Origin of the sequence: Streptomyces aquilus (genome assembly GCF_003955715.1) — a bacterium.
GTDB lineage: Bacteria > Actinomycetota > Actinomycetes > Streptomycetales > Streptomycetaceae > Streptomyces > Streptomyces aquilus.
The window spans coordinates 9811996-9826310 of the sequence record NZ_CP034463.1; the positions used below are offsets into that span (position 1 = coordinate 9811996).

General features: G+C 68.5%; 7 protein-coding genes and 1 pseudogene. All 8 read left to right on the forward strand.

Features of this window, described 5'->3' with window-relative positions:
- Positions 1–7 precede the first annotated feature (7 nt).
- Positions 8–1477: pseudogene (locus EJC51_RS44870) on the forward strand (glycoside hydrolase family 10 protein); the annotation flags it as partial.
- 359 nt (positions 1478–1836) lie between these two features.
- Positions 1837–3267, forward strand: coding sequence for an arabinofuranosidase catalytic domain-containing protein (locus EJC51_RS44875; RefSeq protein ID WP_126277410.1), 1431 nt, complete (start codon positions 1837–1839; stop codon positions 3265–3267).
- Between the two features lie 53 nt (positions 3268–3320).
- Positions 3321–4922 carry a glycoside hydrolase family 27 protein gene (locus tag EJC51_RS44880; RefSeq protein ID WP_126276384.1) on the forward strand — a complete coding sequence of 534 codons (1602 nt, stop codon included), beginning with the start codon at positions 3321–3323 and terminating at the stop codon, positions 4920–4922.
- A gap of 30 nt (positions 4923–4952) precedes the next feature.
- The gene (locus EJC51_RS44885; protein ID WP_166682967.1) at positions 4953–6464 is read left to right on the forward strand and encodes an arabinofuranosidase catalytic domain-containing protein; all 1512 of its coding nucleotides are present in this window, start codon (positions 4953–4955) and stop codon (positions 6462–6464) included.
- A gap of 29 nt (positions 6465–6493) precedes the next feature.
- The gene (locus tag EJC51_RS44890) at positions 6494–8326 is read left to right on the forward strand and encodes an RICIN domain-containing protein (RefSeq protein ID WP_126276385.1); all 1833 of its coding nucleotides are present in this window, start codon (positions 6494–6496) and stop codon (positions 8324–8326) included.
- A gap of 68 nt (positions 8327–8394) precedes the next feature.
- Positions 8395–10803, forward strand: a complete 2409-nt coding sequence (locus tag EJC51_RS44895; RefSeq protein WP_126276386.1) for a ricin-type beta-trefoil lectin domain protein — start codon at positions 8395–8397, stop codon at positions 10801–10803.
- A gap of 53 nt (positions 10804–10856) precedes the next feature.
- Positions 10857–12839 (forward strand): alpha-L-fucosidase, encoded by a 1983-nt coding sequence (locus tag EJC51_RS44900; RefSeq protein ID WP_126276387.1) that lies wholly within the window; start codon positions 10857–10859, stop codon positions 12837–12839.
- A 45-nt stretch (positions 12840–12884) separates the two neighbouring features.
- A complete protein-coding gene (locus EJC51_RS44905; protein WP_126277412.1) occupies positions 12885–14201 on the forward strand; it encodes an RICIN domain-containing protein in 1317 nt (438 codons plus the stop codon).
- Positions 14202–14315: the final 114 nt, after the last annotated feature.

Below are 14315 nucleotides of genomic sequence, written 5' to 3' on the forward strand. Positions count from 1 at the left end.
ATCCTTCATGTCCTGGCTCAACGACGAGCCTCTGCTGCGCAGGGCCCTGCTCTCGGCCACCGCCCTGCTGGCCGGCACGGCACTGGCCCTGACCGGCCCGGCGGGGCTCACCGCGCACGCGGCGTCCGGCACGCTGGGCGCGGCCGCCGCCGACAGCGGCCGCTACTTCGGCACGGCCGTGGCGGCCGGGAAACTCGGCAACTCGACGTACTCCACGATTCTCGACCGGGAATTCAACATGATCACCCCGGAGAACGAGATGAAGTGGGACACCACCGAACCGTCCCGCGGCAACTTCAACTTCGGCCCGGCCGACCAGATCGTCAGCCACGCCACCGCACACGGGCAGCGGATGCGCGGCCACACCCTGGTGTGGCACTCGCAGTTGCCCGGCTGGGTCAGCTCCATCGGTGACGCAGCCACCCTGCGCAGCGTGATGAACAACCACATCACCACCGAGATGAACCACTACAAGGGCAAGATCTACGCCTGGGACGTGGTCAACGAGGCGTTCGCCGACGGCGGCAGCGGTCAGCACCGCAGCTCGGTCTTCCAGAACGTGCTCGGCAACGGCTTCATCGAGGAGGCCTTCCGCACCGCCCGGGCCACCGACCCCTCGGCCAAGCTCTGCTACAACGACTACAACATCGAGAACTGGACGGACGCCAAGACCCAGGGCGTCTACAACATGGTCAAGGACTTCAAGGCGCGCGGTGTGCCCATCGACTGCGTCGGCCTCCAGAGCCACTTCGGCGCGGGCGGCCCGCCGGCCAGCTTCCAGACCACCCTGTCCAACTTCGCCGCCCTCGGCGTCGACGTCCAGATCACCGAACTCGACATCGCGCAGGCCTCGGCGACCGCGTACGGCAACACGGTGCGAGCCTGCATGAGCGTCGCGCGCTGCACCGGCATCACGGTGTGGGGGATCAGGGACAGCGACTCGTGGCGGACGGGCGAGAACCCGCTGCTGTTCGACAACAACGGCAACAAGAAGTCGGCCTACGACGCCTCGCTCTCGGCGCTCGGTGGAGGTACGGGGAATCCCGGCGGAGGCATCGTCTCCGGACAGGTGTACTCGCTGACCGACGTCGCAGCGGGCCGGGTTCTGGACGTACCGGGGGGCCAGACGGCGAACGGCACGCTCCTACAGGTCTGGGACGCCAACGGCGGTGCGAACCAGCAGTGGCGGGCGAGTCAGAACAGCGACGGCTCCTACACGCTGACGAACATCGCCAGCGGACGGGTGCTCGACGAGCCGGGTGGCCAGACCGGCAACGGCACCCGGATGGAGATCTGGGACGCCAACGGCGGTGCGAACCAGCACTGGCGGGCGAGTCAGAACAGCGACGGCTCGTACACCCTGATCAACGTCGCCTCGGGCCGGGCACTGGAGATCCCCAGCGGACAGAACGGCAACGGAGCCCCGGTCCAGATCTGGGACTCCAACGGCGGCGCCAACCAGCACTGGAACTTCAAGTGAGGTGACTCGGAACGCACACCCCGCGTCCGGTACGGCGGCCGTCGCCGGACGCGGCTTCCGGCATGCCCGCACAACGGTCTCACCAGGGGCGATACATGGGATGCATCCGAACTCAATGGGGTGTGCCGAGTGTATTGACTCGTTCGGGGAGCTGTGGAATCACTAGGACATGGGATGTCTGAGGGTTCCTGTGGGTGCCCTCGACCGCCCTCGCCACCATCCTGTTCGGCCAGGCACAGCACTCTCTGTCACCTTCCCCCACCTACGCGAGGAACAGAATGCGGCCTTCACTCCTTTCCCGTCGCAGCCCCACGGCTCGCGGACGACGCTTACCGGCGTTCGCGGTCGCAGGCGTGATGGCGCTGCTGGCCATGATGACAGCGACCTCGCAGACATGGTCCGCCCCGGCGGCGACGCCGGCGCCCTTGGTGAGTTCGGCCTCGGGCCGATGTCTGGACGTCAAGGGCAACGTCGACACGCCGGGAACGGCGCTGGACATCCAGGACTGCGACAACCAGCCGAACCAGGCGTTCGAGTTCACCTCGGCGGGCGAGCTGAGGACGATGAACGGCACCCGGTGCGTGGACGCCTACGACAACCGGACCGCGCCGGGAACCCCGGTGATCATCTGGTCGTGCAACGGTCAGTCGAACCAGGCGTGGCGGCAGAACCCCGACGGATCCATCACCGGTGTCCAGTCCGGCCTGTGCCTTGACGTCAACGGGGCGGGCACGGCCAACGGCACCGCGGTCATCCTGTGGACCTGCAACGGCCAGAGCAACCAGAAGTGGACCACGTCGACACCTCCGCCCGCTCCCGGCGGGCCGGGCCCGTGCGACCTCTACTCCACCGGCGGCACTCCCTGCGTGGCCGCGCACAGCACCGTACGGGCGCTCTACGGGTCGTACAGCGGCAGCCTCTACCAGGTCAGGCGTGCCTCGGACAACGCGACCAGGAACATCGGGGTACGGGCGGCCGGAGGCTTCGCCGACGCGGCGGCGCAGGACTCGTTCTGCGGGGGCACCTCCTGTGTGATCACGGTCGTCTACGACCAGTCCGGGCGCGGCAACGACCTGTGGTACCAGGGATCGGCCCAGGTCCCGGGTTCGAGTCAGAGCAGTCCCGCGAAGGCGACCTCGGAGTCGCTGACCGCTGGGGGCACCAAGGCGTACTCGCTGTACATCAATCCAGGCAACAGCTACTGGCGGGACGGCCATCTCACGGGAGTACCGACCGGCAGCGCGCCCGAGGGGGCGTACATGGTGACCAGCGGCACCCACGTCAACAACGGCTGCTGCTTCGACTACGGCAACAGCGAGACGACACGGAAGGCCGACGCCGCCGGCGCGATGGACGCCATCAACTTCGGCACCCAGTGCTGGTTCGGCGGCTGCTCGGGAAGCGGTCCCTGGGTCCAGGCCGACCTGGAATGGGGCCTCTACTCCGGAGGCAGCCAGTCCTGGAACACCAACCAGCGCGCGTTCCCCGTCAAGTTCGTCACCGCGATGCTGAAGAACAACGGCACGTCGAGGTTCGCCCTCAAGGGCGGCAACGCGCAGTCCGGCAGCCTGACCACCCTGTGGGACGGCGCGCTGCCCAGCGGATACAGCCCGATGAAGAAGCAGGGCGCCATCGTCCTCGGCAGCGGCGGTGACTGCTGCAAACCCGGCGGCGGCGCCAACCTGAGCGCCGGCACCTTCTACGAGGGGGCCATCGTCGCCGGCTACCCGTCCGACGCGACCGACAACGCGGTGCAGGCCAACATCATCGCGGCCGGATACCGCTGAGTCCTTCTGTCCTACGGCGAGTTCTGCCGCAACCCGGCCCAGGAGCTAATGACATGCGCATGATTACCCGGACGCTGGCGTTCGCCTTCGCCATCGTGCTGTTCTGCGTCGGCGTCCCCCTCGTCTCCCTCGGCACGGCGCAGCCCGCCGCCGCGCTGGGCAACGGGCTGGCGCTGACCCCGCAGATGGGCTTCAACGACTGGAACGCCTACGGCTGCAACGTCTCGGAATCGCTGATCAAGTCCACCGCGCAGGCGATGCACACCAACGGCATGCAGGCGGCGGGCTACACCTACGTCAACATCGATGACTGCTGGATGACCCACAACCGCGATTCCGGCGGCCACCTGGTGCCGGACCCGGCCAAGTTCCCCGACGGCATCAAGGGCACCGCCGACTACGTGCACTCGCTGGGACTGAAGTTGGGGATCTACGAGGACGCGGGCACCGCCACCTGCGCCGGCTACCCGGGCAGCCTGGGCCACGAGAGCACCGACGCCCAGTCGTTCGCGTCCTGGGGCGTGGACTACCTGAAGTACGACAACTGCAACAACAACGGGGTGTCCGCGCGGAGCCGGTACACCGCGATGCGGGACGCCCTGGCGGCCACCGGCCGACCCATCCTGTACAGCCTGTGCAACTGGGGCCAGGACAACGTGTGGACCTGGGGCGCGGACGTGGGCAACAGCTGGCGCACCACCGGGGACATCAGCGCGAGTTTCTCCAGCATGCTGTCGATCTTCCACAGCAACGTGGGACTCGCCTCGTACGCCGGTCCCGGCCACTGGAACGACCCGGACATGCTGGAGGTCGGCAACGGCTCGATGACGGCCACCGAGAGCCGCAGCGAGTTCAGCCTGTGGGCGGAGATGGCCGCACCGCTGATCGCGGGCACCAACATCCCCTCGGCCAGTGCGGACACCTTGTCCACCCTGACCAACTCCCGGGTGATCGCGGTCGACCAGGACCCCCTCGGCAAGCAGGGCACCATGGTCTCCTCCTCGGGCGGCCTCGACGTGCTGGCCAAGCCTTTGGCCAACGGGGATGTGTCGGTGGCCCTGTTCAACGAGACCGGCTCGACGGCGACCATCTCGACCACCGCGGCGGCGATCGGCAAGACCGGGGCCTCCTCCTACACCCTGACCGACCTGTGGTCGGGGGCGACCTCCACCACCTCGGGCACGATCAGCGCCTCGGTACCGGCGCACGGCACGGTGATGTACCGGGTCGCGGGCGGCACCAGTGGCGGCGGCACCAACGTGACCGGCGCGGTGCACGCCGTGGGCGCGGGCAAGTGCCTGGACGTACCCAACTCGACCACGACCGCCGGCACCCAGGTGGAGATCTGGAGCTGCAACGGCGGTGCCAACCAGACCTGGACGCACACCGCGTCCAACCAGTTCACCATCTACTCCGGCAGCAGCCAGAGGTGCCTGGACGCCTACAACAACCAGACCACGCCGGGGACCAAGGTGGAGATCTGGTCGTGCAACGGCCAGAGCAACCAGCAGTGGACGCTGAACTCCAACGGCACGATCACCGGCGTCCAGTCGGGCCTGTGCCTGGGCGTCGCCGGCGGGGCGACCGCCGACGGCACCCTCGCCGAGCTACAGACCTGTAACGGCGGCAGCAGCCAGCGGTGGACGTTGGGGTGACTCGGCATTCGAACCCAGGAGGAGGTTTCCATGCTCGAACCAGCCGGTGATCGCCCGCGCAGGCGCGGGAAAGCCGTGCTCCTTGTCGTCCTGGCGATGATCGTGGCCGCGTTCGGCGCCCCGGCGTTCGCCACGTCCCCGCGGTCCGCGACGGCCGCGCCGCGTGTGGCGGACGTGTCGCTCCCGTGCGACCTCTACGCCGCGGGCGGGACGCCGTGTGTGACGGCGCACTCCACGACCAGGGCGTTGTTCGCGTCGTACAACGGACCGCTGTACCAGATCCAGCGGGCGTCCGACCACAGCTACCGCGACATCGGGCTGCTCAGCGCGGGCGGGTACGCGGACGGCGCGTCCCAGGTGTCGTTCTGCTCCGGCACGTCGTGCACGATCACGAAGATCTACGACCAGACCGCCCAGCACAACGACATGCCGATCTCCTGGGGCGGCTACTGGAAGGGCCCGGGCCCGAACGGGTCCGATGTCGGCGCGGACGCCATGGCCCTGCCGGTGACCGCGGCCGGCCACCAGGTCTTCGGCGTCAAGGTCGCGCAGGGCGTCGGATACCGGCACGACAACGCGAAAGGCGTCCCCACCGGATCCCAGCCCTCGGGCATCTACATGGTGACGTCGTCGAACTACACGAACCAGTGGTGCTGCTTCGACTACGGCCTCGGTGAGAACACCCACACCGACACCGGCAACGCCACCATGAACGCCATCTACTGGGGCAACGCCTGCTGGTTCGGCGGCTGCACCGGGTCGGGGCCGTGGGTGGAGGCCGACCTGGAGAACGGCATGTTCCACACCAACACCGGCTCCAACAAGGACCCGAACAACCCCGGTGTGCACCACCCCTTCGTCAGCGCCTGGGAGAAGAACAACGGCACCACCAACTTCACCCTCAAATACGGCGACGGCGCGAGCGGCGGGCTGACGACCACCTTCTCCGGCCCCCTGCCGAACGGCTACTCGCCGATGAAGGTCGACAGTTCCGTCCTGCTCGGCACCGGGGGAGACAACAGTGTCTCGGGCACCGGCGAGTTCTTCGAGGGCGCCATCACGGCCGGCTACCCCTCCGACGCCACGGAGAACGCCGTTCAGGCAAGCATCACCGCGGCCGGCTATGGCTCGGGAGGCGGTGGCGGTACGTCGACCGCGCTGCACGCGGTGGGCGCGGGCAAGTGCCTGGAGGTGCCGGGCGCGTCCACGACCCCGGGTACGCAGACCCAGATCCGCGACTGCAATGGAGCGGCGAACCAGACCTGGTCGCGGACCGGCTCCCGCGAGCTGACCGTGTACTCCGGCAGCAGCCGGCTGTGCCTGGACGCCTCCAACCAGGGCACCAGCCCCGGCACCAAGGTCATCACCTGGACCTGCAACGGCCAGACCAACCAGCAGTGGAACGTCAACGCCAACGGCACGATCACCAGCGCCCAGTCCGGCCTGTGCCTGGACGTGACCGGCGCCGCCACCGCCAACGGCACCCCCGTCGAACTGTGGACCTGCAACGGCGGATCCAACCAGCAGTGGTCACTGAGCTGACCCCCTGACGCGTGAGGCAGGAGGACCCCATGAGGACGAGAGCGAGATCCGGCCGTCTGGTCCTGGCCGTCGGCATCGTCTTGGCGTTCGTGCTGCAACTGTCGGCCACGGCCGAGAGCCGGGCCGTCTCGGGCGAGGCGCTGAGCGTCAACCTGGCGTCGACGCGGGGCCCGTCGACCGGTGTGGGCGAGGGATTCCTCTACGGCTTCACGCAGGACGGCAGCCAGCCGGCGGACCAGTTCATCAAGCCGCTGGGGATCAACGCGTTCCGCGGCGGCGGCTGGTTCTCCGGCGGCTGGATCAAGGACAACTACCAGTACGGCTCGGCGACTCGGGCCGACATCGACTCGATCGTCGCGCAGGCGAAACGGCTCACCCAGCCGCCGTACCACGCGCAGTACCAGGTACTGGTGAGCGACATCTACGGCGCCAACGGCGGGCAGCCGTCCACCACGAGATACCCGTGCGACAACGGCGACTGCTCCAACTGGATCAGCTTCATCGACTCCACGGTGGGAGCGCTACAGGCCACGGGGCTGTCGTTCGCCTACGACATCTGGAACGAGCCGGACATCTCCGTCTTCTGGACCCGGGGTGTCAACAGCGCCCAGTACTTCCAGATGTGGGACACCGCCTACCGGGAGATCCGGCGCATCGCCCCCTCGGCGCAGATCGTGGGACCGTCGCTCGCCTTCACCCCGCAGAGCAACCCGGGGGAGTGGCGGACCTGGCTGGCGCACGTGAAGGCGGCCGGGACGGTACCGGACATGATCACCAACCATGACGAAGGAGATGTCGACGACCCGGTCACCGTCTCCCAGTCCCTCAACAGCGCCCTGACCACGGCGGGCATCGGCCCCCGGCCGCTGTCCGCGAACGAGTACCAGCCCGCCGACCGGCAGACCGCCGGAGTGACGGCCTGGTACCTGGCGCGGTTCGCGCAGTCCTCGTACACCAACGCGATGCGCGGCAACTGGGTCTGCTGCGTCACCCCCAACCTGACGGGAGTCCTCACCCAGAGCGGCGGCAGTTGGCAGCCGACCGGCAACTGGTGGGCGCTTCGCGACTACGCCGACATGACCGGCACCCTGGTCGACACCTCCGGCCAGGTCGGCTCGACGGCGATCTCGGCCTCCGAGGATCCCACCAACAAGCGCGCGGTGGCGATCATCGGTGACGCGAACGGCAACTCCGGTACCGCGTCCGTGACCTTCAACGGGCTGTCGTCCCTACCCTGGCTGACGAACGCGGGCAGCGTGCACGTGACCGTGCACCGCATCCCGGACCAGGCACCCCTCGCCGCGCCGCTCACCGTCTACGACCAGAATGTGAGCGCCTCGGGCGGTTCGATCACCGTGCCGTTGACGTTCCAGGCCGCGCACGACGCGTTCGCCGTCTATCTCACCCCGGCCTCCCCCGGCGGCGAGGGCTACCCGACCGGCTACCACCAACTCGTCGTCGCCAACAACAGCTTGTGCCTGGACGTGTACGGCAACTCGGGCAGCGCGGGCGCCGCGATCGACCAGTGGACCTGCAACGGGCAGAGCAACCAGCAGTTCCAGTTCGTGCCGGCCTCGGGCGGCTACGGCGAACTGCGCGCCCAGAGCTCCGGCCAGGACGTCGCGGTCGCGGGCGGCTCCACGACGGCAGGCACCCCGGACATCGTCCAACAACCCCCAGGCACAGCGGCCAACGGCCTCTGGCTGCCCGTGCGCCAGTCCGACGGCTCCTACGCCTTCCAGAACCGCAACAGCGGTCTGTGCCTGGACGTCTACGGCGCCGGCAGCACGGCGGGCCAGCAACTGGACCAGTGGCCGTGCAAGAACGCACCGGGCACCAACCAGGACTTCTTCGTCCGCTGAACCGTCCACAGAAGCGTCCGCCGACCGCACCGGCCGTGGACACCCCCCACCTGCGAAAGGAACCCACCGTGCAAGCAATCGCACGGCTGTTACGGCGCCTGCGCGTCCCGACAGCCGTACTCGCGGGCCTCGTCCTGGCCGTCGGCGGCGTCGTGGGCACCACCGCCACTCCGGCCCGGGCCGCCACCTCCATCACCCTCAACGGCACCTCCGGCGGACGGACCTTCGACGGCGTCGGCGCGATCAGCGGCGGGGGCGGCAACAGCAGACTCCTGATCGACTACCCCGAGCCGCAACGCGGCCAGGTCCTCGACTACCTCTTCCGGCCCGGGTACGGCGCCTCCCTGCAGCTGCTCAAGGCCGAGATCGGCGGGGACACCAACTCCACCTCGGGAGCCGAGCCCAGCCACCAGCACACCCGCTCCGACCTGAACTGCGACCGGGGCTACGAATGGTGGCTGATGGAACAGGCAAAGGCCCGCAACCCGAACATCAAGCTGTACGGGCTCGCCTGGGGCGCCCCGGGCTGGATCGGCAACGGGAACTTCTGGTCCACCGACATGGTCAACTACCTGGTCTCGTGGCTGGGTTGCGCCAAGCAGCACGGGCTGAGCATCGACTACCTCGGCGGATGGAACGAGCGCGGCTACAACGTCTCCTGGTACCAGCAGCTGCGCAGCACGCTCAACAGCAACGGCTACGGCAGCGTCAAGATCGTCGCGGCCGACTCGGACTGGTCCGTGGCGAACGACGTCAACTCCAACCCGTCGTTCGCCTCAGCGGTGAGCGCCATCGGCACGCACTATCCCTGCGGCTACCGGTCCTCCCAGTCCACCTGCACGGTCCCGGCGGCCGCCCTCAACTCCGGCAAACCGCTGTGGGCGAGCGAGAACGGCTCGGACGACTACAACGGGGGAGCGCAGGCCATGGCCCGCGGCATCAACCGCGGATACATCGACGGACGCATGACCGCGTACCTCAACTGGCCGGTGGTCGCCGCGCTCACCCCCAACCTGCCGTACCCCACCATGGGCCTGGCCCTGGCTTCCCAGCCCTGGTCCGGCTCCTACTCGGTCGGCAAGAACACCTGGGTGATGGCGCACACCAGCCAGTTCACCGCCCCCGGATGGCACTACCTCGACGCCTCCAGCGGCTACATCGGCGGCAACCGCGCCAACGGAAGCTACGTCTCGCTCAAGTCCACGAACAACTCCGACTACTCCACGGTCATCGAGACCATGGACGCCGGCAGCGCGCAGACGCTGGACTTCAACGTCACCGGGGGACTGTCCACCGGCACCGTCCACGTCTGGTCCACGGACGTCAGGTCCGCCAACCCGGCCGACCACTTCGTGCACAGCGCGGACATCACGCCGTCCGGTGGCGGTTTCAGCCTGACCGTCCAGCCCGGCCACCTGTACACGCTGACCACCACGACCGGACAGGGCAAGGGCACCGCCACCGGTCCCGCCAAGAGCGCGCTGAAGCTGCCGTACAGCGACTCCTTCGACGGCTACACCACCGGCACCGAGGCGAAGTACCTCATGGACTGGCAGGGCGCCTTCGAGACGGTGGGCTGCGGCGGCGGCCGTAGCGGAAAGTGCGTGCGTCAGATGAGCCCGCAGAAGCCGATCACCTGGGACTCGCTGACGGATCCGCACGCCCTGCTCGGAGAGACGGGCTGGGGCAACTACACCGTCTCGTCGGACGTGCTGCTCGAACAGTCCGGATACGTCGAACTGATCGGCCGCGCGGGCGCGCACGACTACGACCACGGCGGCGGGCAGAACGTCTACCGCCTGCGGGTGAGCGACACCGGGGCCTGGTCGATCCTCAACTCCAACACCAACGGCACCGTCACCACCCTGGCCCGCGGCACGACCGCCGCGCTGGGCACCAACCGGTGGCACACCCTGGGCCTCACCTTCTCCGGCAGCACGATCACCGCCGTCGTCGACGGCGCCACGCTCGGTACCGCGAACGACAGCACCTGGGCGGCCGGACAGATCGGCTACGGGACCAGCCAGGGCGAGACGGCACAGTTCGACAACCTGTCCATCACACCCGGCAGCGGCGGCAACGACGGCGGCACGACCGGCGCGATCGTCGGGGTCGGCTCCGGCCGGTGCGTGGACGTGCCGAACCAGTCGCACACGGCCGGTACCCAGGTGGCGCTGTGGGACTGCAACGGCGGCAGCAACCAGCAATGGACGAACACCTCCGCCGGTGAGCTGCGGATCTACGGCAGCGTCTGTCTGGACGCCGCGGGGCAGGGCACCAGCCCCGGCACCAAGGTGGACATCTGGGACTGCAACGGCGGCGCCAACCAGAAGTGGACGCTCCACGCCGACGGCACGATCACCGGTGACCAGTCCGGCCTGTGCCTGGACGCCACCGGGGCCGGTACGGCCAACGGAACCCTGTTGCAGCTGTGGACCTGCAACGGCAGCGGCAACCAGAAGTGGACGCGCGACTGATCCCGTGACCGGCGGGCTTCCCGCGCCTGCCCGATCCCTCTGAAAGGCCTCCCATGACTTCCTCCCCCCTGCCGCTCAGCCGGCGGCGACTGCTGGCGGCGGCCGGTGCGTCGGCGGCCGTCGGCCTGCTGCGGTTCGCCCCCGAGGCCGCCGCGACCGACGGTCCCCAGAGCTACACCGCGAGCTGGTCCTCCGTGGACCAGCACCCCCCGGCCCCGGCCTGGTTCCAGGACGCCAAGTTCGGCATCTACTACCACTGGGGCGTCTTCAGCGTTCCCGCGTTCGGCAACGAGTGGTACCCGCGCAACATGTACGTCGGCGGCTCCGCCGAGAACAACCATCACAAGGCCACCTACGGCGACCCCGCGGCCTGGCCGTACCACAACTTCATCGACGGCGCCCGTGACAAGGCGGGCAACTTCGTTCAGTTCGCCCCCAAGCTGGTCTCCCAGGGCGGCAAGTGGGACCCGGACGCCTGGGCCCGGCTGTTCAAGGCCGCGGGCGCCCGGTTCGCGGGCCCGGTCGCCGAGCACCACGACGGCTTCTCCATGTGGAACAGCCGCGCCAACCCGTGGAACTCGGTCCAGCACGGCCCCAAGCTCGACCTGGTGGGGCTGCACGCGCAGGCCATCCGCGGGCAGGGGCTGAAATTCATGGCCTCGCTGCACCACGCCTACCACTTCAACGGCTTCTACGACCACGTGCCGAACCAGTCGGACCCGACGCTGCGCATCCTCTACGGCCAGCAGGGTTCTGCCGCGGAGAACAAGCTCTGGTACGACAAGCTGGTCGAGGTCATCGACGGCTACCAACCGGACCTGGTCTGGCAGGACTTCGACCTGAACCTGGTGCAGGAGTCGTACCGGCTCCAGTTCCTCGCGCACTACTACAACCAGGCCGTCGCATGGAACAAGGACGTGGTCGCGACCTACAAGGACGGCCTCAACAACAAGGGTGAGGTCTTCGACTTCGAGCGCGGCGGCCCGGCAGGGCTGCTCACCCCCTACTGGCTGACCGACGACAGCATCTCCTCCTCCAGCTGGTGCTACACGGTGGGCATCGGCTACTACTCGACGCAGGCCCTGCTCCACTCGCTGATCGACCGGGTCAGCAAGGGCGGCAACATGCTGCTCAACATCGCCCCCATGGCCGACGGCACCATCCCCTCCGGGCAGCAGTCCATCCTGCTCGCGATGGGGGACTGGCTCGGCCGCTTCGGAGAGGCCGTCTACTCCACCCGCTCCTGGTCCAGTTACGGCGAGGGCCCCACCAAGATGGGCGGAGGCTCCTTCAGCGGACCGGTGGCCGGCAAAGCGCAGGACATCCGCTTCACCCGCAGCCGGGACAACAAGGTGCTCTACGCCACCGCCCTGGGCTGGCAGGGCGGCACCCTGACGATCACGACGCTGAACTCGAACCAGATCAACCTCAGCAGCCTGACGGGCGCCCAACTGCTGGGCAACACCGCCGGCAGCTACATCAACCTGCCCGCACCGACCCAGGACGCCTCGGGCCTGCACCTCACCATGCCCTCCTCCAACCCGCCGTTCAGCGCGCTCGCGTACACGGTCAAGCTCACCTTCTCCGGTGAGATCCCCGTCCTGGGCCCGCCGGGTGGCTCGACGACCTGGGTCAGGATCGCCAACGTCACCAGCGGACTGGTGCTCGACAGCGGGGGCAACGTGGCCTCCGGCTCCAACCTCAAGCAGTGGAACTACGACGGCAGCACCAACCTCCAGTGGCAGCTGATCGACCTCGGCAACGGCTACTACCGCCTCATCAACCGCACCAACGGCATGGCCGCCGACAGCTGGGGCAACGCCGCCAACGGCGCGCCCGCCCGCCAGGAGGCGTGGAACGGCGGCAACAACCAGCAGTGGTCGCTCAACAGCCTCGGCGACAACCGCTACCAGATCGTCAACCGGGGCACCGGCACCGCCCTCGACGGCGCCGGCAACACCACGGCCGGGTCCACCACGGTGCTGTGGACGCCGAACTCCAGCACCAACAACGCGTGGACCATCACCGCCGTGTGAAGACGACTACGGAAGAAGGTGCTTATGAATCGCAAACCACTCTTCATGGCCTTGGCGGCCGCGCTACTTCTCGTCCTGAGCGCCGCGGGCACCTCGTTCAGCAGCGCTCTCGGCGCACCCGTGCCGGACACCAGGTCCGCCACCGCGGCAAGCGCCGGCTGTGGGAAAGCCCCGACACTGACCAGCGGCAACCACACGATCCAGAGCGGCGGCCAGAACCGCAGTTACATCCTGCGGGTCCCCGCCGGCTACGACAGCAACCACCCCTACCGGCTGGTCTTCGGCTTCCACTGGCGGGGCGGCACGGCGAACGACGTCGACTCGGGCGGCACGGACGGCTACAACTGGTCCTACTACGGCCTCAGGCGCCTGGCGGACCAGGCGAACAACAGCACGATCTTCGTCGCACCCCAGGGCAACGGCAACGGCTGGGCCAACCCCGGCGGCCAGGACGTGGCCTTCGTGGACGCCATGGTCAGCCAGATCGAATCAGGCCTGTGCGTCGACACCACCCAGCTGTTCTCCGCCGGCTTCAGCTACGGCGGCGCGATGTCGTACGCCCTCGCCTGCTCCCGGGCGACGGTCTTCCGCGCGGTCGCGGTGTACTCCGGCGCGAACCTCAGCGGCTGCAACGGCGGCAACCAGCCAATCGCCTACATGGGACTGCACGGCCTCAGGGACAACGTGCTGCCCATCCAGTCGGGACGGGACCTGCGCGACACCTTCGTCCGCACGAACGGCTGCACCCCGCAGAACCCGCCCGAGCCGGCCTACGGAAGCCTGACGCACACCATCACCACCTACTCCGGATGCAGGTCCGGATACCCCGTCGTCTGGGCCGCCTTCGACGGAGCGGGCCACGACCCCGGCCCCATCGACGGATCCACCGGTGACGGCTGGCGCACCTGGACGTCCGCGGCGGTGTGGCAGTTCTTCACCCAGTTCGGCTCCAACCAGCCGCCGCCCCCGCAGTCCGGCAACCAGCAGATCATCGGCCAGCAATCGGGACGCTGCGTCGACATCAACAACTCGACCACGGCCAACGGCACGCAGGCACAGCTGTGGGACTGCAACGGCGGCTCCAACCAGCGGTGGACCTACTCCACCGGCAAGCAGCTGGTCGTATACGGCAACAAGTGCCTCGGCGTCGGCCAGGGCGCGGGCAACGGCACCCCGGCGGCGATCTGGGACTGCAACGGGCAATCGGACCAGCAATGGAACATCAACCCCGACGGCACCATCACAGCAGTGCAGTCGGGGCTCTGCCTGGACGCCAACGGCCAGGGAACGGCCAACGGCACGAAAATCCAGCTGTGGACCTGCTCCGGCGGCGCCAACCAGCACTGGCGCCTGCAAAACTGACGGACCGGGGCCAGGCCCGATGCGGCACGGGCCTGGCCCCCAGCGTCGCGTCCGGCTCGTGCAGGAGTGGCTGGCGCAGCCGCTCGGCGTATGGTCGAAGCGAATTCGATCAAG

Coding starts and splice junctions, on each gene's coding strand:
- EJC51_RS44890 (WP_126276385.1), top strand. CDS start 6,494: ATGAGGACGAGAGCGAGATCCGGCCGTCTGGTCCTGGCCGTCGGCATC.
- EJC51_RS44900 (WP_126276387.1), top strand. CDS start 10,857: ATGACTTCCTCCCCCCTGCCGCTCAGCCGGCGGCGACTGCTGGCGGCG.
- EJC51_RS44880 (WP_126276384.1), top strand. CDS start 3,321: ATGCGCATGATTACCCGGACGCTGGCGTTCGCCTTCGCCATCGTGCTG.
- EJC51_RS44875 (WP_126277410.1), top strand. CDS start 1,837: ATGGCGCTGCTGGCCATGATGACAGCGACCTCGCAGACATGGTCCGCC.
- EJC51_RS44905 (WP_126277412.1), top strand. CDS start 12,885: ATGGCCTTGGCGGCCGCGCTACTTCTCGTCCTGAGCGCCGCGGGCACC.
- EJC51_RS44885 (WP_166682967.1), top strand. CDS start 4,953: ATGCTCGAACCAGCCGGTGATCGCCCGCGCAGGCGCGGGAAAGCCGTG.